This is a genomic window from Pseudomonas sp. PP3 (assembly GCF_905336995.1).
Classification (GTDB): domain Bacteria; phylum Pseudomonadota; class Gammaproteobacteria; order Pseudomonadales; family Pseudomonadaceae; genus Aquipseudomonas; species Aquipseudomonas reinekei.
Genome location: NZ_HG995459.1, coordinates 3,401,835 through 3,422,451 on the forward strand (window position 1 = coordinate 3,401,835; position 20,617 = coordinate 3,422,451).

Below are 20,617 nucleotides of genomic sequence, written 5' to 3' on the forward strand. Positions count from 1 at the left end.
CTTGTTAGAGAAAACTTCATGAAAAAGCTATTCAACGTTGCAGCCCTGAGCTTGCTGGTCAGCCTGGCCCTGAGCACGGCGGCGCAGGCCGAAGAGATACGCGTGATGACCTCCGGAGGCTTCACCGCGGCCTACAAGATTCTCGGCCCGAAGTTCGCCGCCGCCACCGGCAACACCCTCGACACCGCCCTCGGCCCGTCGATGGGCAAGGCCCCCGAAGCGATCCCCAATCGCCTGGCCCGCGGTGAACAAGCCGACGTGGTGATCATGGTCGGCTACGCGCTGGACGATCTGATCAAGCAAGGCAAAGTCGACCCGTCGTCCCGGGTTGAACTGGCGGATTCGCGGATTGGCCTGGTGGTGCGCGAAGGTGCACCCAAGCCCGACATCAGCACCGTCGACAACCTGAAAAAAACCTTGCTGGACGCCAAGTCCGTGGCCTATTCCGACAGTGCCAGCGGCGTGTACATCGAGCAGCAATTGTTCAAGCGCCTGGGCATCGAAGCCCCCCTCAAGGCCAAGTCGACCATGGTGCCGAAAATCCCCGTGGGCTCGGTGGTTGCCACCGGCGACTATCAGTTGGGCTTCCAGCAGGTCAGCGAACTGTTGCCAGTGCCAGGGGTGAGTTTTGTCGCGAAGATTCCGGAAGCGGTGCAGTCGGTCACCCGCTTCGCCGCGGGTATTCCGGTCGGCGCACAACATCCGGCGCAAGCCAAGGCGTTGCTGGAGTACATGGCATCAGCCCAGGCGCAAGCGGATGTGAAAGCCACTGGCCTGGATTCCGTCAGCCGCTGACCGTCGGCGGCTGAACTTTCATTTCCACCACCAAACGTTCCAGTTCCAGAGCTGCCGGGGTCAGGGTGCGACCCCGGCGCTTGATCAAACCGACGCTGCGCATCACCTGCGGATCGGTCAGCGGCACCCGCGTCAGAATCGGGTGATCTTCGCCCGGCATCGCCATCAAAGGCACCGCAGCGACACCCAACCCCGCTTCCACCAGACCAATCATCGTCGTCACATGCCGCGTTTCGCAGATGCTCGGCCGCTGTGGCACCACGCCGGTCAACGCCTGATCCAGCAAAAAACGGTTGCCCGAGGTCTTGTCCAGCGAGATGTAGTCCTGCTGATAAAACTCGTCCCAGGTCACGCTGGTACGGCCCGCCAAGGGATGATCGCGCCGACAGGCGACGACGTAGCCCTCCTGCACCAGCGGCTCGAAATCCACCTCGGCCTCCAGTGTGCCCATGAAGCTCAGGCCGAAATCCGCTTCACCATTGACCACCGCACTCAATACCTCATGGGCACTGGAATCGAGCACCTTGACCTTGATCCGCGGAAATTGCCGGTGATAGTGCGCGACGACACGGGGCATGAAGTAGTACGCCGCCGACGGCACACAAGCGACGGTGACATGGCCCAGCCGGGTCGAAGCGACTTCGCTGATGCCCAGCAATGCCACGTCGAGATCGTCCAACAGGCGCTCGACGCTGGGCATGAAGCCACGCCCGGCCTGGGTCAGGCTGACCTTGCGGGTGGTGCGCTCGAACAACCTGACCCCGAGGGCGTCCTCGAGTTTTTCAATACGTCGGCTCAGGGCCGGTTGGGAGATGCGTACCGTATCGGCGGCCTTGCGAAAGCTGCCCTGCTCCACTACGGCGCGAAAGGCCTGCAGATCGTTAAGGTCGAAATTGATGGCCATGGGGGAACTCGGCGCCTGGATCAGATTGATCCGCTTATTCTATGAATGTAACCAATTAATGCAAAATGTAACATCCAAGTTCAAACGCTATGCTGACGCCACCGGGTCGAGCCTTTATCCTTGTCGCCCCCCGCCGTACCGAGTTAATGGAGTTTTAGCCATGCCCCATGAAGGCAGTCTGTTGCAAGCCGCAGTCGTATTTCTGCTCGCGGCCGTGCTCACCGTCCCCCTCGCCAAGCGCCTGCAACTGGGCGCGGTGCTGGGTTACCTGTTTGCCGGGGTGATCATCGGCCCGTCTGTGCTGGGGTTTGTGACCAACCCGGAAAGCGTCGCCCACATTTCGGAACTGGGCGTGGTGCTGCTGCTGTTCATCATTGGCCTGGAGTTGTCGCCCCGACGCTTGTGGGTGATGCGCAAGTCGGTTTTCGGCGTCGGCCTGGCACAGGTGCTGCTGACCGGCACCCTGCTGGGCGTGCTGGCGCTGTTTGTGTTCGGGCAACCGTTGAACAGCGCCATCGTGCTGGGCCTGGGATTGGCACTGTCTTCCACCGCGTTCGGCTTGCAGAGCCTGGCCGAACGCAAGGAGCTGACCAGCCCCCATGGACGCCTGGCCTTTGCGATTCTGCTGTTTCAGGACATCGCCGCGATCCCGTTGATTGCCATGGTGCCGTTGCTGGCTGGCAGCGATCAAAACGCCACGGCCGTCGACGACGTGAATCAGGGTCTGCGCGTACTGGTCAGCATTGCCATTGTGGTGATCGGCGGTCGCTACCTGCTGCGCCCGGTGTTCCGCGTGGTCGCCAAAAGCGGCTTGCCGGAAGTGTCTACCGCCACTGCATTGCTGGTGGTGATGGGTACCGCCTGGTTGATGGATCTGGCGGGCATTTCCATGGCCCTCGGCGCCTTTCTTGCCGGCCTGCTGCTCGCAGACTCCGAATACCGCCACGAACTGGAATCGCAGATCGAACCGTTCAAAGGCCTGTTGCTGGGGCTGTTCTTCATGAGTGTCGGCATGGGCGCAAACCTCGGCCTGCTGTTGCGCGAGCCCATCGTGGTGCTGGGGCTGACGGTGCTGCTGATCGCCGTCAAGTTGCCGCTGCTGTATATCGTGGGACAACTGGCCGGCGGCTTGAACAAGGTCAGTGCGATACGCCTCGGCATCGTGCTGGCCGCAGGCGGCGAGTTTGCCTTCGTGGTGTTCAAGATCGGTCGTGACAATGGCCTGTTCGACCTGCGGCTGTACGACTTGCTGGTGCTGGCGATCACCCTGTCCATGGCACTCACCCCCTTGTTGCTGCTGGTCTGTGCACGCCTGGCCCGGCCCAAGGTGCAACCGGTGGAAGTGCCAGAGAAATTCCGTGAGATCGACGCCGATGAACCCCGCGTTGTGATTGCCGGCATGGGCCGGATGGGCCAGATTGTGGCGCGCATCCTGCGGGCGCAGAACATCAAGTTCGTCGCCCTCGACACTTCGGTGGAAACCATTGAACTGTCGCGCAGCTTCGGCGGCGTGCCGGTGTTCTACGGCGATCCGATGCGCCCGGAAATCCTCAGTGCGGCCAAGGTCGGTGAAGCCGAATTCTTTGTCATCGCCACCGACGACCCGGACGCCAACATCAAGACCGCCGAACTGGTGCACAAGCTTTATCCGCATATCAAAATCATCGCCCGGGCGCGTAACCGTCAACACGTGCATCGGCTGGTGGATGTGGGGGCTCACGCGGTACGTGAAACCTTCTACTCCAGCCTCGAAATGAGCCGGCAGACGTTGATTGGCCTGGGCTTGACCCCGGCTCAGGCTGAAGCGCGGATCCAGCGTTTCAAACATCACGACGAACAGGTCCTCGAAGCCCAGCATTCGATTTACGACGATGCGGTGAAGGTCAAGCAGACGGCGCAGGAAGCGCGGGCGGAACTGGCGCGGTTGTTTGAGTCGGATCAGCTCGAGGAGCAGGCCAGTAAACATTGAGGTGACTGTACTGGCGTCATCGCGGGCAAGCCCGCTCCCACAGTGGTTGGGACTACATCTGTTTTGTGTACACCCGAAATCCTGTGGGAGCGGGCTTGCCCGCGATGAACGATGACGCGGTCTATTGGATAAATAACGACGAACAAGGGACTTACAATGGCTGCCGAGCAATCCTCCCCCGCGCTCAAGGAAATCTTCAACGCAGAACGCCTCCAGCACATCGCCACCGAAATGACGGCGGTCTATCCGGCGTTCGACGCGAAGGGCTTCCTGAAACTGGCCAAAACCGGCCTGGCGGAGCTGTCGGTGATGCAACGCATGGCCCGGGTCAGCGAATGCCTGCATGCGGTGCTGCCACTGGGTTATGACGCATCGCTGGAGGTACTGCGCGCCCTCGCGCCTCGCCTCAACAGTGGTTTTGTCAGCATGTGCCTGCCGCAGTACGTGGCGACCTACGGCGCCGATCGTTTCGACGTATCGATGGACGCGCTCAAGTACTTCACCACGTTCGGCTCGTCGGAATTTGCCATCCGCCATTTCCTGCGCAGGGATCTCGAACGCTCGCTGGAACTGATGCACGACTGGTCACTGGACGATAACGAGCATGTCCGGCGCCTGGCCAGTGAAGGTTGCCGTCCGCGCTTGCCGTGGTCGTTTCGCCTGGAGCAGATCCAGGCCGACCCGCGTCTGGCGGCGAAGATCCTCGACAACCTCAAGGCGGACACCAGCCTTTATGTGCGCAAGTCCGTGGCCAACCACCTCAACGACATCACCAAGGACCATCCCGACTGGGTGCTGGACCTGATCGAAAGCTGGTCGCTGGACAACAAACACACCGCGTGGATCGCCAAACATGCGCTGCGCAGCCTGATCAAACAGGGCAACCAGCGGGCGTTGGCCCTCATTGGCGCGGGTGGCAAGCCAGAAGTCGAGATCGTTGATGTGCGAGTCCATCCACCCGTGATTGGCCTGGGGGAAAAAATCACCCTGTCCTTCGCCGTCAAATCCACGGTCGCAGACAGCCAGCGACTGGTGATCGACTACGCCATCGACTACGTGAAAGCCAACGGCAGCACCTCGGCCAAGGTGTTCAAGCTCAAGGCCCTGACGTTGCCCGGTAATGGCACGGAACGTCTGAGTCGTGGCCAGCACATCAAGGAGCTGACCACACGCCGGCATTACGCCGGTCGCCACGCCGTGCACATCATGGTTAACGGTGAACGTCTGGCCAGTACAGCGTTTGAAATTCTTCCTTGAATTTTCCGGTGCTCGCGATGGCGTCCTATCAGGCGAGATAAGGCTCAGGGCCAAGCAACAACCCCTGCTCGCGCTCACACAACTCCACCACGTAATCCCACATCACCCGCAGCCGCACTGATTTGTGCAGCTCCCGCCGGGTACTCATCCAGTAACTGCGCAAAATGCTTTCATCGGGAAACAGCGGCACCAATCCGGGATCGTCGCTGGCCATGTAGCACGGCAAAACAGCAATCCCCAGGCCCGCTCGCGCGGCCTGATGCTGGGCGATCACGCTGGTGCTGTGAAAAACCACCTGCGGATTGCGGCAGAAGCTGTTGAGGAACATCAACTCCTGGCTGAACAGCAAATCGTCGACGTAGCCAATCCAGGCGTGGCGCCCCAGGTCCTCGCGGCTGCCCAGCGGTGGCGCGCGGTCGAGGTAGTCCTGACTGGCATAGAGGGCCAGCCGATAGTCCGTGAGTTTGCGCGTGACCAGCATGTCAGCCGAAGGGCGTTCGAGGTGAATGCTGATTTCCGCCTCGCGGTTGAGGATGCTGACAAAGCGCGGCACCGCCACCAGTTCCACTTCCAGCCCTGGATAGCGTTCGAACAAGCCGTTCATGCGGCTGGAAAGGAACATGATGCCCAGCCCTTCGGTGACCCCGACTCGGATCTTGCCCAGCGGTGCCGTGGACTGAGTGATTTCCTCCTGGGCCAGCAGCGCGACATTTTCCATCGCTTCCGCATGTTTGAGCAGCGCTTCGCCGGACGGGGTCAATTCATAACCCTGGGCATGCTGCACAAACAGCGCAGTGCCGAGGCTCTTTTCGATGGCCTCGATGTGCCGCGCCACCGTGGCGTGCGTAGTGTTCAAACGACGGGCCGCAGTGAGCAAACGCCCGCTGCGCTGCAACTCGAGAAAAAACCGCAGGTCATTCCAGTCGAACATCGTCCATCCTTAGGTCGTCGTTGTTTAAAAACGCACAGCAGCTGCGCAAAAACTAACATTCTTTTGACGAAAGCTAACAACTAGGATGACCGACAACAAGAACAACAAGACGAGGTCAGGGATGCAGTCTTCCCTTGATGAATACGATTACGTCGTGGTCGGGGCCGGGCCTGCCGGTTGTTTGCTGGCCAATCGATTGTCGGCCAATCCGCAACACCGGGTGCTGCTGCTCGAAGCCGGTGGCCGCGACAACTATGCATGGATTCATATTCCTGTCGGTTACCTGTTCTGCATTGGTAACCCGCGCACCGACTGGTGCTTCAAGACCGAAGCACAAGCGGGCCTGCAAGGCCGCAGCCTGAGCTACCCGCGCGGCAAGGTGCTGGGTGGCTGCTCGTCCATCAACGGCATGATCTACATGCGCGGCCAGGCCGGGGACTACGATGGCTGGGCGGCCGACGGTAACCCCGGCTGGCGCTGGCAGGACGTGTTGCCGCTGTTCAAGAAAAGCGAAAACCACTTTGCCGGCGATTCCGAGTTTCACGGTGCCAGTGGCGACTGGCGGGTCGAACGCCAGCGGCTGTCATGGCCGATCCTGGATGCGTTCCGCAGCGCCGCCGAGCAAAGCGGCATCGCCAGCATCGATGACTTCAATCAGGGCGACAACGAAGGTTGTGGTTACTTCCAGGTCAATCAGAAGGCCGGCATCCGCTGGAACGCGGCGAAGGCTTTTCTCAAACCTGTGCGCAATCGCTCCAATCTGACCGTGTTGACCGGCGTGGAAGTCGATCGCGTCTTGCTGGAAAACGGCCGTGCGACAACAGTCAGCGCCCGCTGGCAACATCAGGCGAAGACTTTCAAGGCGCGCAAGGAGATCGTCCTGTGCGCCGGCTCCGTGGGTTCGCCAAGTATTTTGCAACGTTCCGGCATTGGCCCTCGCCCGCTGCTGCAGCGCCTGGGCATCGGCGTCGTTCATGAACTGTCTGGAGTGGGCGGCAACCTGCAGGATCACCTGCAACTGCGGCTGATCTACCAACTGGAAAACGCCCGCACCCTCAATCAGATCGCCGGCAGCCTGTGGGGCAAGATGGGCATGGGCCTGCGCTACCTGTACGACCGCAGCGGCCCGCTGTCGATGGCGCCGAGTCAACTCGGTGCATTTGCCCGCTCCGGGCCGGAACAGACCTCGGCCAACCTTGAATACCACGTGCAGCCGCTGTCGCTGGAGCGCTTTGGTGAACCACTGCACGCGTTCCCGGCGTTCACCGCGTCGGTCTGTGACTTGCGTCCGCAAAGCCGTGGCCGGGTAGAAATCCGTTCTGCGAACCCGCAGGAAGCACCGCTGATACAGCCTAATTATCTGAGCCATCCGGAGGACTTGCGGGTCGCCGCCGATGCGATTCGTCTGACCCGGCGCATCGTTGCCGCCCCGGCCCTGAAGGCGTTCAAACCGGTCGAGTACCTGCCCGGCGACAGCCTGCAAAGCGAAGAACAACTGCACGAAGCCGCCGCACGGATCGGCACCACGATTTTCCATCCGGTGGGCACTTGCCGAATGGGCAACGACGCCGATGCGGTAGTCGACGCCGAACTGCGCGTGCACGGCATTCCCGGCCTGCGCATCGCCGACGCCTCGATCATGCCGCGCATCACCTCGGGCAACACCTGTTCGCCTACGCTGATGATCGCCGAAAAGGCGGCGCAGCTGATCCTCAACCCGGTAGTAAACACCAACCCTGTGGAGCGGGCTTGCCCGCGATGACGGTGTGACATTCAACGTTCATGCTGGATGATCCACCGCAATCGCGGGCAAGCCCGCTCCCACAAGGACATCACAAGTTTCACGGACATCGAGCATCACCCCTGCAAGGAATACGCAACATCAGTGGAACAACAAAAACAATCACTGTGAGGGATACCGATATGTCAGAACATGTTCAGCCCCTGGAAGACGTGCGCAGCGCGGGCACCAGCCAGGAAACCCAGAAAGTCATCTTCGCCTCGTCACTTGGCACGGTGTTCGAGTGGTATGACTTTTTCCTCTATGGCGCCCTCGCGGCGGTGATCAGCAAGCAGTTTTTTGCCGGGGTCAACGACACCACGGCGTTCATTTTTGCGCTGATGGCCTTTGCCGCCGGTTTCATCGTCAGGCCATTCGGCGCCCTGGTGTTCGGTCGATTGGGGGACATGATCGGCCGCAAATACACCTTCCTCGCCACCATCGTCCTCATGGGCGTGGCCACCTTCTGCGTCGGTTTGTTGCCGACCTACGCCAGCATCGGCATCGCCGCACCGATCATCCTCGTGGTGCTGCGCATGCTTCAGGGCCTGGCCCTGGGCGGTGAATACGGCGGCGCCGCGACCTATGTGGCGGAGCACGCACCCATCGGCAAACGCGGTTTCCACACCAGCTGGATTCAATCCACCGCCACCCTCGGCCTGTTGCTGTCGCTGCTGGTGGTACTCGGTTGCCGCTACTTCACTGGCGATCAGTTCGAAGTCTGGGGCTGGCGTATTCCGTTCCTGTTTTCGATCGTTCTGCTGGGCATCTCGACCTGGATTCGCCTGAGCCTGCATGAATCCCCCGCCTTCGTGAAAATGAAAGAAGAAGGCAAGCTCTGCAAATCACCGATCCGCGATTCCTTCGGCAAATGGGAAAATCTCAAGGTCGTGCTGATCGCCCTGTTCAGCATCAATGCCGGGCAAGCCGTGACCTTCTACGCGGCGCAGTTCTACGTGCTGTTCTTCCTCACCCAGTTCCTGAAGATGGACCCGGCCGTGGCCAACGGCTTGCTGATCGTCAGCGTGACCATTGGCGCACCGTTCTTCATCTTCTTCGGCTGGCTGTCGGACAAGGTCGGGCGTAAACCGATACTGATGCTCGGCCTGTTGCTGGCCACCGTGCTGTACTTCCCGATCTTCAAGACCCTGGCCCACTACGCCAACCCGGCCATCGACCTGGCCAGCCGCCAGGCGCCGATCACCGTACTGGCCGACCCGGCCACGTGCACCTTCCAGTTCGATCCGGTGGGCAAGGCGAAATTTGATAGCCCGTGCGACAAGGTCAAGACCTTCCTGGTCAAGCAAGGCCTGCCCTACCAAAGCGCCGTGGCCCCGGCCGGCAGCGGCGTGCAGGTCAGCGTCGGCGACGTGAAGATCGACGGTTTCGACGAAGCCGCATTGCGTGGCGCGGTGACCCTCGCCGGTTACCCGCAACAGGCTGATATGCAGCAGATCAACAAACCGATGATCGTCGCCCTGATCGTGGCGCTGATCATCATTTCCGCCATGTGCTACGGCCCACTGGCAGCGCTGATGGTCGAACTGTTCCCGACCCGCATCCGCTACACCTCGATGTCGCTGCCCTACCACATCGGCAACGGCTGGTTCGGCGGGTTCCTGCCGACCGTGTCGTTTGCATTGGTGGTCTACACCGGGGACATCTTCTACGGACTCTGGTACCCGGTGCTGATCACCGGGGTGAGCCTGGTGGTGGGAATGATCTGCCTGCGTGAGACGCGCAACGTCGATCTGAACAAGAACTGACACCCACCCACTGCAGGAGCCGGTTTGCTGGCGATAACGGTCATCAGGCGACACTTGCGTCGACTGTTGCCCCGCATCGCCAGCAAGCCGGCTCCTACTGGTTTAGGCTAACCTGAGCCAACGAATCGTCACCTCTGAGATCAAGGCACCGGCATGATCATTTCTTCTGCATCCGACTATCGCGAGGCAGCACGTCGCAAACTCCCACGCTTTTTGTTCGACTACATCGATGGCGGCGCTTACGCGGAACATACGCTGAGGGCCAACAGCGCCGACCTGACCGGCATCAGCCTGCGCCAGCGCATCCTGAAAAACGTCGAAACCCTGAGCCTCGAAACCACCCTCTTCGATCAGCCCCTTTCAATGCCGATCATCCTCGCGCCGGTGGGGCTGACGGGCATGTTCGCCCGCCGGGGTGAAGTGCAGGCCGTGAAAGCGGCGCAGAACAAGGGCATTCCCCTGTGCCTGTCCACCGTCTCGGTGTGTTCGATCGAGGAAGTCGTCGCGCAAAGCGAACAATCCATCTGGTTTCAGCTGTATGTGCTGAAGGACCGTGGCTTCATGCGAAACGCCCTGGAACGGGCGAAGGCTGCGGGGGTGAAGAACCTGGTGTTCACCGTCGACATGCCCACTCCCGGCGCCCGCTACCGCGACGCGCACTCGGGCATGTCCGGCCCGTTTGCGTCATCGCGGCGCATGCTGCAGGCGATGACCCGTCCCGACTGGGCCTTCAACGTCGGCCTCATGGGCCGCCCCCATGATCTGGGGAACATCTCGAAGTACCTCGGCAAAGCCGTGACGCTTGAAGACTACATGGGCTGGCTGGCGAACAACTTCGACCCGTCGATCAGCTGGAGCGACCTGGAATGGATTCGTGATTTCTGGAAAGGCCCGATGATCATCAAAGGCATCCTCGATCCCCAGGATGCGAAAGACGCAGTGAGTTTCGGCGCCGATGGCATCGTCGTGTCGAACCACGGCGGCCGGCAGCTGGACGGTGTGCTCTCGACCACCAAGGCATTGCCGCCGATCAAGCAAGCCATCGGCGATGACCTGACGGTGCTGGTCGACTCGGGTATCCGCTCGGGGCTGGACGTTGTGCGTATGCTCGCGCTGGGCGCCCAAGGCGTGTTGCTGGGGCGTTCGATGGCTTACGCGCTGGCGGCCGATGGTCAACGCGGGGTGGAAAACATGCTGGATATTTTCGCCAGGGAAATGCGCGTGGCGATGACGTTGACCGGGGTGACGTCGATAGCCCAGATCGACGAAAGCACGCTGGTGCAGGCAATCAGAAGTGCCGACTGACGATGATCGTTGCCGCGGTATGCGCAACGACTCGTCAGCCGGAACGACCCTCACTCGTCGAGTTCAACGACCTCGAATTTCACCTGGTCAGGATAAAACGCCATGTAATTCTGAATCTGCGCCACCGACACCTTGGGATTTTCATAACTCCACACTGCGTTCGCACCTTCATGCCCTGGAATTTGCAAACTGAAGTAGCTGGCATCCCCCTTGTACGGGCAATAACTGGTGTGATCGGTGCGGGCGTAATACTTCTCGTCGATGTCCTCGCGGGGCACGTAGTACACCGGCGGATAATTGGCCTCAAGCAACACCAGCGCGCGGGAGGACGCCGCGACCTGGATCCCGTGAAACTTCACCAGCAGGCAACCGGGCTGCTCGGCGATGGTGATGACAGGGCTGGGACCTGAGCTTTTCATGGAAATCTTCCTCATGACGGTGATGGAATTGTGGGAGCCCCACCTGCTTGTGGCGAGGGAGCTTGCTCCCGCTGGGCTGCGAAGCGGCCCCCGATAATCGAATGTGTGATCAGTCAGGTATAAACCATCTTTAGCAATCACGACTGCTTCACAGCCGAATGGGTGCTGGAAACACCAAGCTGTACATCCATACAGATAATGATTGCTCCGGCGCGCCTCACCCGCCATTCTGTGCACCTCCCCGGACACTGATCGACGATGGTGGTTATGCGGCTGTACCTCTGTGAAAAACCTTCCCAGGCCAAAGACATCGCGGCCGTGCTCGGCGCCAGACGCCGTGGCGACGGCTGCTGGCTGGGCACGGACGTCACGGTCACCTGGTGCATCGGCCATCTGCTGGAAACCGCACCGCCGGATGCCTATGACGCGCGCTACAAGCGCTGGGTGCTGGCCGACCTGCCGATCATTCCGGACAAATGGAAGATGACCGTCAAGCCGCGTACGGCGAGCCAGTACAAGGCGGTCAAACGCCTGCTCGGCGAAGCCTCGGAACTGATCATCGCCACCGACGCCGACCGTGAGGGCGAGATGATCGCCCGGGAACTGGTGGAACATTGCCGGTATCGCGGCCCGATCCGCCGCTTGTGGCTGTCGGCGCTGGACGACGCCTCGATCCGCAAGGCCCTCGCGGCGCTCAAGCCTGGCGCCGAAACCTTCAGCCTCTACCATTCCGCGCTGGGACGCAGCCGGGCCGACTGGTTGATCGGGATGAACATGAGCCGGTTGTTTACCCTGCTCGGCCGCCAGTCCGGGTATCAGGGCGTGTTGCCGGTGGGCCGGGTGCAAACCCCGACCCTGCGCCTGGTGGTGGATCGCGATCGCAGCATTGCCGACTTCGTCCCGGTCGCCTACTGGGCCATCGACGTGCAGTTGCTGCATGACAGCACTGCCTTTACCGCGCAATGGCGCGCGGCGTCCGAGGTTTGCGACGATCAGGATCGCTGCTTGAATCAGGCGCTGGCCCAGCAGGCAGCCGCAGCCATGGTGGGCGCAGCAAGTGCCAGGGTCATCAAGCTGCGCACCGAGCGCATGCGTGAAGTCGCGCCACTGCCGTTCGATCTGGGCACGTTGCAGGAAGTCTGCTCGAAGAAGCTCGGGCTCGGCGCCCAGGAAACTCTCGACATCGCCCAGGCGCTCTACGAAACCCACAAGGTGATCACCTACCCGCGCAGTGACTGCGGCTATTTGCCCGTCAGCCAGCACAGCGAGGCTCCGGCCATTCTCGCCGCGCTCAGGCAAGCCGATCCGGCACTGGATGCCTTGCGCGATCATCTGGAGCCCCATCGGCGTTCACGGGCCTGGAACGATGCCAAGGTCAGCGCGCACCACGGCATCATTCCCACCGCGGCGGCGAAAAACCTCGAACGCCTGACCGGCAAGCACCGCGCGGTCTATACGCTGATCCGGGCACGCTATCTCGCACAGTTTCTGCCCAACCACGAATACGACCGTACCCAGGCCGACTTCGACTGTGCCGGTGAAGCCTTGCGCGCGGTTGGCAAACAGATCGTCGAACCCGGCTGGAAACGCGCCCTGCCCGAGGCCCTCGCTCCGGCCAAGGGTCGAGAAGCCCCGGCGCCGCAAACCTTGCCCAACCTGCGCGAAGGGATCGATTGCGCAGTGGCCAACGTGCAACTCAAGGACCTCTGGACCCAGCCACCCAAACCGTTCACCGAGGGCGACCTGATCAAGGCGATGAAAAACGTCGCCAAACTGGTGGAAGATCCGTTGCTCAAGCAAAAACTCAAGGACACCACCGGCATCGGCACCGAAGCAACCCGCGCGTCGATCATCCAGGGCTTGCTCGACCGTGGTTATCTGATCAAGAACGGTAAGGCGCTTTCTGCCACGCCAGCCGCGTTCAGTCTGATCGATGCGGTACCGCGCGCCATTGCCGATCCGGGCACCACGGCCATTTGGGAGCAGGCACTGGACATGGTGCAGAGCGGTGAAATGAGCCTCGAAGAGTTCGTCACCAAACAGGCGGCGTGGATGAGCAAGCAAGTCAGCCGATGCGCCGGCCTGAGCCTGACCATCAGTGGCCCGGCGAGCCCTGCCGGACGCGCTGCAACACCATGGAAAAACAAGCGCAAACCCACCAAGCGCAAAACGGCGGCTGGCAGCAAACGCCCGGCGAAACCGGCGAGCAAGGCTTGAACCGTTCGCTATCGATAACGCAACACTTGTAGGCGCCGGCTTGCTGGCGATGGGTGCACCGCGCTCACCGAGACCACACGCGTAATCGTTAACGACCATCGCCAGCAAGCCGGCTCCTACAGGGATCGTGCCCACGCGGAAAAATACGCCGGACTATCCTTGCCAGAAGGACATCAGGAGCCCCTCGCCATGCCCTCGATAACGCTGCACGCCGCCCATCGCGACGAACTGGAAACCATTGAAAACCTGATGCAGTTCTACACCTACGACTTCAGCGAATGGTTACCGCTGACCTTGGGCGAATCCGGTTTTTTCCAGCTCCGGGCCCTGCCGGACTATTGGGACAAACCCGCGACCCGGCCGTTTTTGATCCGGGTCGACGGCGAACTGGCGGGTTTCGTGACCGTGGATGGCGACACTCACCTGCCCGGCGCCCAATTCAACATCGGCTATTTGTTTGTCAGTCGACGCTTTCGTGGCCAGGGTGTCGCGAAGTTTGTCGTTTCCACCCTCTTGAGCCGGTTTCCCGGTCAATGGCAAATTTTCCACATCGAGGCCAACCCGCCTGCGCGGCAGTTCTGGGCCGCCGTGATGCCCGGTATTAGCGCAGGCCGATTCACTCGGCATTCGCTCATGGCAGAAGGTTACCCCTGCACCTTTTACCGCTTCGAGGCACCCTCGCCGTCAACCTGACCGGCGCTTTTTTTAATTCCCCACAGCTTTGTCCGACAATATGTAGTGCTTGAAAATAATCACTACAAAACCGTTGACGAGCACGATTTGCCCTTGCATGATGCAGACGTCTCCCCGATCGGGAGTACACGCAACACGCTTGAGCAAGCTCGTCTGACCGCCGAGCTGTTTTTTCCGGATACACGCTGCCCACAAGGCAGATTGAAGAAGCTGACCTGGCCTGAACGTCCAGTACAAGGACGAGAAGCGCTGGCGATCCATCCTCATGAAGCTTGTGGCCGACCCTGAAAACGTCGGCAGGGGCCAAAGGTAATCGCTGCTTCTCTTCGTTGTGACGCTATTGCGTAGCAGTTATTCAACACGACTACATGCAACAGACGCGGGACCTCGTCGCTTATGACGGACGACTGCTGACGTCCTGGTTTCGGTGCCAGGGATCAACTAACCGATGGGCTACTTGTATTAGCGAATCAACTTTGAAAGATCACCAAATGGTCAAGGGGGCTTTAATCATGAATCTGAACAATCAACCTACTATCGAAGAACTGGCTCGTATGTTCGCTGCGCAAAAAGACAGCCACGACAGCCATATCCTGTGGATCAGCAAATCGGGTCAGGTTCACATTGACTGCCTGTCGCCACATGCCCATGAAGCGGAGTTCGACCAGAACAACCAGAACCTGCTCGCCCGACTGAAGATGTACCGCCGCGGCCAGGGCTATGTCGGCAAGAAAGCCGCGGCCGACAAGGACTTCATCGGCAATGTTCTGCAAACGCTGAAACAGGCTTGGGACTCGATGCAGAACAAGAACGAAGTTCGGGTGATTGATCGGTTCTACTAATTGAAATGAGTCATTGCTGACTTATAAATAAAAAGGGCCTGCTCTTAATTAGAGCAGGCCCTTTTTTTGTCCAGCAGGATCACTCAGCGTTTGACGCCCAGATCGACCTGGGTCATGCGGCTGCGAATGGTGAACACGCCATCGCCAGAAAGAATCGCACTGCGCGCAAACAGGCGCCCGCTCTCCCAGTTCGACAAACCCAGTTCCGGCTTATTGAGCGCGTACTGGCCATCGACCCAACGGGTGATGCCGTTGCCAACGAAAGGCGCGTTGACGGCGTTATAAAAACGCTCCTGCGCCGCCGCGTCTTCGCTGATCAGCGATACGGTGAACTGCGGGCTGTAGCGATTGAACAAGGCGATGGCGCTGTCCAGGTCGTCGACGATTTTCAGGCTGACTTCCGGGGTTTCTTCCCATTCCCACTCGCGGCCCAGTTGATCCTCGGGCAGCGGTTCGGCCAGTGCTTCGGTCTGGTAGCCTTCGGCGCGATACACCTCGACGGTTGCATTCAGCCAATCCGCCGGAAGGAATGCCTCGCTGCCTTCTACGATGTGCAACTTGCAGCCTTGGCCCCGGGCCTTGCCAGCCTGCTGCAAGGCATCGAGAAACACCGGCACCAGTTCGCCGGCACGGTCACGTTGGATCAGGCACACATTCAGGGTGTTACAGACTTTACGGTCGAGGGAATTGCGCACCACGCTGGCGAAGCGGGTGGTATCGGCGGCGGTATCAGCAACGAGCCACGCGCCACCGGTGCCGTGCAGGCTGACAGCGGTGCCGGCCTGTTGCGCGATACTGCCCAACTGGCTGACCGCACGTCCCGAACCCCGGGCCACGGCCAGCGACAGGCGCCGGTCGGCGAACATCGCCCAACCGGCTGCGTGATTGACGCTTTCCACCAGCGACACCGCGCCGCTCGGCAACCCGGCATCGCTCAGTGCCGGATTCAGAGCATGGGCAACAATCGCCTGGGCGGTGCCCAATGCATCGCTGCCGATGCGCAGCACCGCCGTGTTCCCGGTGCGCAACACGCCAGCGGCATCGGCGAAGACATTCGGCCGGCCTTCGAAAACAAACGCGACGATGCCCAGCGGTGAGACCACTTGCTCGACCTTCCAGCCATCGTGCTCGACGCAGCTGATCACCTTACCGCGCGTGGCCGAGGCATCACGCCAGGCGCGCAGGCCGGCAATCATGTCGCGGCGCATGCGTTCATCGGCCAGCAAACGCGTGGTCGAACGACCACGGGCCTTGGCCCGCTCGATGTCGGCCTGGTTGGCCGCTTCGATCAAGGCCCAGCAATCCGCAGTTTCCAGGCGTTGGGCGAACAGATCGAAGAAGGTGCTGATCGCCTGATCCGACACCGCCGACATCGCGGTAAACGCTGCTTCAGCACGCTCGATGGCCACGGCAGCGGCCTGCTGGTCAGCCACCGGGATCAGCAACAACTCACCGCTGACCTGTTCCACCAGCAGGTGATCTCCGGGCTGGAAGCGTGCCGCCAATTCGGGGCTGACCACAGTGACACGGTTACCAGCGAAAGGGATCGGCGTGCCAGCGACTAGACGTTCGAGCGCAAGAGACATGAAGCGGATTCACCAAGTAATGGTCGGGCAGAAAATGTATAGCAAAAGTCCCCGAGCGTCATCCGCCCCAAAGGCATGCTTCTCCAGAAGACCGGTGATTGCTGTGTGCGAGCTGGCTCGCGATGAGGCCCGGTCAGTCGAAATCAATGTTGACTGTCAGACCGCTATCGCGAGCAAGCGCGCTCCTACAGGGGTATGCGGTGCTTTGAGATTGCTACGTATCACAGTGTGTACAGCTCCGCCCCTGACACAACAGACCTTCAATTCCCGGCGCGCAAGACACAACACAGATACACCCGCCTGCTGAAATTCACCTGTCGCTAACGGGCACACGTCGCCCACCCTCACAGACTTGAAAGAGACTACCGTCCATGAGCACTTCGATTTCGTCGGCCGTCAAAGGCCTGCACCTGAACCTGGATCGCGCCGGTAACTGGATCGCGCCTTTGACACTGCGAGTGTTTCTGGCCTGGGAGTTCTTCGAGTCGGGCCTGGAGAAATTCAATGGCGAAAACTGGTTCGCCGACATTCAGGACCGCTTCCTGTTTCCGTTCAACCACCTGCCGGCGACGCTGAACTGGGAACTGTCGATGTGGGTGGAATTGATCTGCGCCCTCGCCTTGCTGGTCGGTTTGGCCACACGGTTTTCAGCGATCAGCCTGATTGTGGTCACCATCGTCGCAACCGCCGCCGTGCACTGGCCCGCGGACTGGTCGAGCCTGAGCGAACTGGCACAAGGTTACTCGATCACCAACAAAGGCTACGGCAACTTCAAGCTGCCGCTGATCTACCTCGCCGCACTGGTGCCGTTGCTGCTCTCGGGGCCGGGCAAGTTCAGTCTCGATGCGTTGCTGGCGCGGTTCTTCTGGCGTCGCAGTCATAGCTGATACCCACTGGCCAAACAAAAGGGGACTTGCATGAAGTCCCCTTTTCTACCTCCTTGGCCGATGCCCGGTCAGAGCTGGTTGGCCACCGCCATGTTCACAAACCGCGTGTCGAATCGCAGCTTGATGTTGTTCGTGTCCCCCAGAGTAGAACCATCGGCGAACTGCATGCCCACTGCGTCAGCACTGGTAGCCGCCTGACCGAGCAATCCCTTGGCGAAAGAGAACGTGCGAACCTTGTCCATGGTCTGGCGAATAGCCTCGGAACTGGCAAACTCAAGAGCCGTGGCGGGTGTGTAAAAAAGCATGGTCTGCGTCAGTTGGTCTTCGTAGCCCTTAAGGTCGGTGCCCGAGCGCTCGGCCATTGAGCTGCGTGCGGCGCGCGCCTGTTCATTGTCGCCAGACATCAATTGCAAGGTCTCGAACCATGCGCCCACCAGCGCCTTGCCCAACTCAGGATTGGCCGCCAGCGTCTCGGTGTTGACCGCCATCATGTCGATGATTTCCCCCGGAATCTCTTTGGACGTGAAGACTTGAGTCGCCGTGGGGGATTGCTTCATCACCATGCTCAACTGTGGGTTCCACAACGCGGCTGCAGTGACGCCAGTAGTGGAGAAAGAAGCCACCGCATCGGCGTCTGAGGTGTTCATGATCTTGATGTCACGCTGGCTCAGACCATGAATATCCAGAGCCCTGGACATCAGGTAGTCGGAAACCGACAGCTCCACCAGGTTGACCTGCTGGCCTTTGATATCGGCGAAGGTCTTGCCGTGCTTGAGGATGATGGCATCGTTGCCATTGGAGTAATCTCCCAGAATCAAACCAGTGGTATCGACCCCGTTCGCGCTCGGAATGGTCAACGCATCCATGTTGGTCATGCCGCAGGCATCGAATGCGCCCGCGGCGTACTGGTTGATCGATTCGATGTAGTCATTGAGCTGTACCAGTTCGATTTTGATGCCGTATTTTTTTGCCCATTTGTCGATGATCCCGTGTTCGCTGGCATACCCCCACGGCATCCAGCCGGAATAAATCGACCAGGCCACCTTGAACTCCTGCTTTTTCTCAGCGGCCGACGCGCTGAAAGCCAGACAGGACAATGCCAGCAACACAGCGGTGAAACGGTAAAAAACGCACGAGAATGCCTTCATGGAAACCTCACGGGTTATGAATGGGGTGACGCGTTGGGTTCAAACGACTGGCCGGGTGTAACGGCTCAATGTCGGGGCTTCGCGCTCATACCATTGCGCAGCATCACCGTTGAACCCGGTGGCTTGCGCGTAATGGACAAGGGGTTCCAGCGTATCGATGGCAAATAGTCGCTCACGGGCAATGCCATCGACCTGCAGCCGTTGGCTGACGTGAACGCCATCTTCCAGCCAGTCGAAACCGTCCAGCGGCATCAGCGGCTGACGAACGCGCGCAGCGCAGGTGGAAAGGGTTACCGAATAGCCATCAACCAAAGAACCTTGGGCGACTGAGGTTTCAAAGTTGAATGCGCGACTCAGCCAGTGCGGGTCATCGCCCAAGCGCGCGACCCTATCGCGCAGCATCTCCCCCTTCGGTTCACTCTCCAGCGGCTGTGCCCGTCCCAGCACCATCGCTGCATAGTCACCGCAGACGACCACGCCGCCACCCCGGTGGCGCACGATGCCGCTCTCCAGCTCCCTGTCCTCCACCAGACGCAAACCGATCAATGCACCTGGCGCAGACGATTGCAGCCGCCAGTCTTCGACGTATGCGCCACTGGGCGCCAATTCGATCATGCAGTTGCCGATACGCTTCAATACACCAGGTTCCGGCCAGCGGTTATGCAGCTGAAAGGACGTATCGGTATGCCAGCTCAGGGTGTCGCCTTCCCAGGCACACAAAGCTTCCCAACCTTCGTAATTAGCCAGTTGCTGCAACTCCTCAACGGTACAGGCGGCCAGCGGCTTGGCGGGCACTTGATGTTGCTCGATCGGCAGACGCAAATCGAGGGTGAAGTTACGGCTTTGAAACCAGCAGACGTGGGTCTGGGTATCGGTCAGACCGTCGGCGAAGCTGATCGCCTGGCGCTTGTAGTAACCCAGCATCCAGTCTGGAACGCCATGGGCAGGCTGTTGCGCGAAGCGGGTGACAAGTTCTGACAGGTGCATGTCAAACCTCCATCGCGTTGGCGGCGCGACCGAAAGAAGACAGGCCCTTGGCGCCGTCCGGCAAGCTCAGTTCACCACTGGCCAGCCGCTGCTTGAGGTAGCGGAACGTCTGCAAGGTTTGCGCATATAAATGATCGCCACAAACCAGCGGACCATAACGACCGGGCGTTGCCGCATTGACTAACTGAGCGATAGGTTCAATGACCGTGTCGTAATCACAAGCACAGAACATCGGAAACGAATAACGCTCCTCGGCGACTTTACGAACCCGGTGGGAAGTCGCGACGTACCGACCATTACTCAGCACTTCCAGCATGTCACCAATGTTGATGACAAAGGCCCCGTCCACCAACGGCACGTCGATCCATTGCCCCGCCCCGTTGAGTACTTCCAGGCCCGGAGCCGTCGGCAGCAGGATGGTGAAGCACTCATAATCCGTGTGCGCACCAATGCCGGGGCGATCTGTTGCTTGCGGTGAAAAGGGATAATGGATCAACCGGAGCTGACTCGGCGGCTGTTTGACGTATTGGCTGATGGCATTTTCCGGCAACCCCAATGCCAGTGCGAAGCCGCGGAAAAGCGTAAGGCTTAGGCTGAACACCGCGTCGTAGTAAGCCTTGACGTCCTGCTTGAAGCCCGGCAACGCCGGCCAGCGGTTGGCGCCAAGCATCGGTCGACGTCCCTGTGGCAACGGGTAATCGAAACCGACATCGAACGCTTCTTTGTGGTCGATGCTGCCCTCGACGAACTGCTCCTCTCCCTCAGGTACGTAACCGCTGTGGTTACTCGAATAACCGATGTAATCCTGCATTTTCTGTTCAAGCGGCTGCGCAAAATACTCCGCCGCCCGCTGCTTGAGAGCGTTGATAACCTGCGAATCGATGCCGTGCCCGGTCACGTAAAGAAATCCCGCTTGCGAGGCGGCATCTCCCAGCGCGGCAGCGGCTTCCGCCCGATCAGCCAGGTTCGTCGAAAACAGCCCGCGAATGTCCACGAGGGGCAGCGTCTTGAAGGCGGAATGAGGGGTGATGCGAGGCATTGGCGCCATTAGTAACTTCCTGATGATTAGTCAAAATGTCACCTGGTCGTCCAGATCCCACAAAGCCGTGAGGCCTCCGGGTCGTCCCGGAT

The 20,617-nt window shown here is 60.2% G+C and carries 17 protein-coding genes; 10 read left to right on the plus strand and 7 right to left on the minus strand.

What is annotated here, in order from left to right:
* Positions 1-18 precede the first annotated feature (18 nt).
* Positions 19-795, plus strand: a complete 777-nt coding sequence (locus KHO07_RS15370; RefSeq protein ID WP_212624765.1) for a substrate-binding domain-containing protein — start codon at positions 19-21, stop codon at positions 793-795.
* On the opposite strand, the gene KHO07_RS15375 is transcribed toward KHO07_RS15370, so the two are convergent.
* Complete coding sequence (locus tag KHO07_RS15375) at positions 785-1,699, minus strand: LysR family transcriptional regulator (RefSeq protein WP_212624766.1); 915 nt, start codon at positions 1,697-1,699, stop codon at positions 785-787. The two genes, KHO07_RS15370 and KHO07_RS15375, sit on opposite strands and share 11 nt — an antisense overlap.
* 160 nt (positions 1,700-1,859) lie before the next feature.
* Here KHO07_RS15375 and KHO07_RS15380 point away from each other — a divergent pair, with 160 nt between their 5' ends.
* Together KHO07_RS15380 and KHO07_RS15385 are read left to right on the plus strand one after the other, a co-directional pair.
* Complete coding sequence (locus tag KHO07_RS15380) at positions 1,860-3,668, plus strand: monovalent cation:proton antiporter-2 (CPA2) family protein (RefSeq protein WP_150732703.1); 1,809 nt, start codon at positions 1,860-1,862, stop codon at positions 3,666-3,668.
* Positions 3,669-3,824: 156 nt separating this feature from the next.
* A complete protein-coding gene (locus KHO07_RS15385; RefSeq protein ID WP_212624767.1) occupies positions 3,825-4,925 on the plus strand; it encodes a DNA alkylation repair protein in 1,101 nt (366 codons plus the stop codon).
* 28 nt (positions 4,926-4,953) lie between these two features.
* On the opposite strand, the gene KHO07_RS15390 is transcribed toward KHO07_RS15385, so the two are convergent.
* Complete coding sequence (locus tag KHO07_RS15390) at positions 4,954-5,856, minus strand: LysR family transcriptional regulator (RefSeq protein ID WP_150732701.1); 903 nt, start codon at positions 5,854-5,856, stop codon at positions 4,954-4,956.
* A 121-nt stretch (positions 5,857-5,977) separates the two neighbouring features.
* Between KHO07_RS15390 and KHO07_RS15395 the strand changes: the two genes are divergently transcribed.
* The 3 genes from KHO07_RS15395 to lldD all read left to right on the plus strand — a co-directional run bounded on the left by KHO07_RS15395 (position 5,978) and on the right by lldD (position 10,707).
* Complete coding sequence (locus KHO07_RS15395; protein WP_212624768.1) at positions 5,978-7,618, plus strand: GMC family oxidoreductase N-terminal domain-containing protein; 1,641 nt, start codon at positions 5,978-5,980, stop codon at positions 7,616-7,618.
* Between the two features lie 161 nt (positions 7,619-7,779).
* Positions 7,780-9,402: an MFS transporter gene (locus KHO07_RS15400; RefSeq protein WP_150732699.1), complete on the plus strand. Its 1,623-nt coding sequence runs from the start codon at positions 7,780-7,782 to the stop codon at positions 9,400-9,402.
* A 153-nt stretch (positions 9,403-9,555) separates the two neighbouring features.
* Positions 9,556-10,707 carry an FMN-dependent L-lactate dehydrogenase LldD gene (gene lldD, locus KHO07_RS15405; protein WP_212624769.1) on the plus strand — a complete coding sequence of 384 codons (1,152 nt, stop codon included), beginning with the start codon at positions 9,556-9,558 and terminating at the stop codon, positions 10,705-10,707.
* Positions 10,708-10,757: 50 nt separating this feature from the next.
* On the opposite strand, the gene KHO07_RS15410 is transcribed toward lldD, so the two are convergent.
* The gene (locus KHO07_RS15410; protein WP_212624770.1) at positions 10,758-11,126 is read right to left on the minus strand and encodes a DUF427 domain-containing protein; all 369 of its coding nucleotides are present in this window, start codon (positions 11,124-11,126) and stop codon (positions 10,758-10,760) included.
* A gap of 267 nt (positions 11,127-11,393) precedes the next feature.
* Here KHO07_RS15410 and KHO07_RS15415 point away from each other — a divergent pair, with 267 nt between their 5' ends.
* The 3 genes from KHO07_RS15415 to KHO07_RS15425 all read left to right on the plus strand — a co-directional run bounded on the left by KHO07_RS15415 (position 11,394) and on the right by KHO07_RS15425 (position 14,878).
* Complete coding sequence (locus tag KHO07_RS15415; protein WP_212624771.1) at positions 11,394-13,343, plus strand: DNA topoisomerase III; 1,950 nt, start codon at positions 11,394-11,396, stop codon at positions 13,341-13,343.
* A gap of 189 nt (positions 13,344-13,532) precedes the next feature.
* Positions 13,533-14,036, plus strand: coding sequence for a GNAT family N-acetyltransferase (locus tag KHO07_RS15420; RefSeq protein ID WP_212624772.1), 504 nt, complete (start codon positions 13,533-13,535; stop codon positions 14,034-14,036).
* A 512-nt stretch (positions 14,037-14,548) separates the two neighbouring features.
* Entirely contained in the window at positions 14,549-14,878 is a 330-nt protein-coding gene (locus KHO07_RS15425) for a hypothetical protein (protein WP_150732693.1), read from the plus strand.
* 83 nt (positions 14,879-14,961) lie between these two features.
* On the opposite strand, the gene KHO07_RS15430 is transcribed toward KHO07_RS15425, so the two are convergent.
* Positions 14,962-16,464, minus strand: coding sequence for an aldehyde dehydrogenase family protein (locus tag KHO07_RS15430; RefSeq protein ID WP_212624773.1), 1,503 nt, complete (start codon positions 16,462-16,464; stop codon positions 14,962-14,964).
* A gap of 371 nt (positions 16,465-16,835) precedes the next feature.
* On the opposite strand from KHO07_RS15430, the gene KHO07_RS15435 reads away from it, so the two are divergent.
* On the plus strand, positions 16,836-17,351 hold the full coding sequence (locus tag KHO07_RS15435; RefSeq protein ID WP_212624774.1) for a DoxX family protein: 516 nt from the start codon (positions 16,836-16,838) through the stop codon (positions 17,349-17,351).
* Positions 17,352-17,419: 68 nt separating this feature from the next.
* Here the strand turns inward: KHO07_RS15435 and KHO07_RS15440 are convergent, their stop codons facing one another.
* From KHO07_RS15440 to KHO07_RS15450, 3 genes are read right to left on the minus strand one after another with little or no spacing between them, the layout of a single operon-like run.
* The gene (locus tag KHO07_RS15440; protein WP_212624775.1) at positions 17,420-18,499 is read right to left on the minus strand and encodes a putative urea ABC transporter substrate-binding protein; all 1,080 of its coding nucleotides are present in this window, start codon (positions 18,497-18,499) and stop codon (positions 17,420-17,422) included.
* A 39-nt stretch (positions 18,500-18,538) separates the two neighbouring features.
* A complete protein-coding gene (locus KHO07_RS15445) occupies positions 18,539-19,486 on the minus strand; it encodes a hypothetical protein (RefSeq protein WP_212624776.1) in 948 nt (315 codons plus the stop codon).
* 1 nt (position 19,487) lies between these two features.
* Positions 19,488-20,525, minus strand: a complete 1,038-nt coding sequence (locus KHO07_RS15450; RefSeq protein WP_212624777.1) for an isopenicillin N synthase family oxygenase — start codon at positions 20,523-20,525, stop codon at positions 19,488-19,490.
* Positions 20,526-20,617 lie beyond the last annotated feature (92 nt).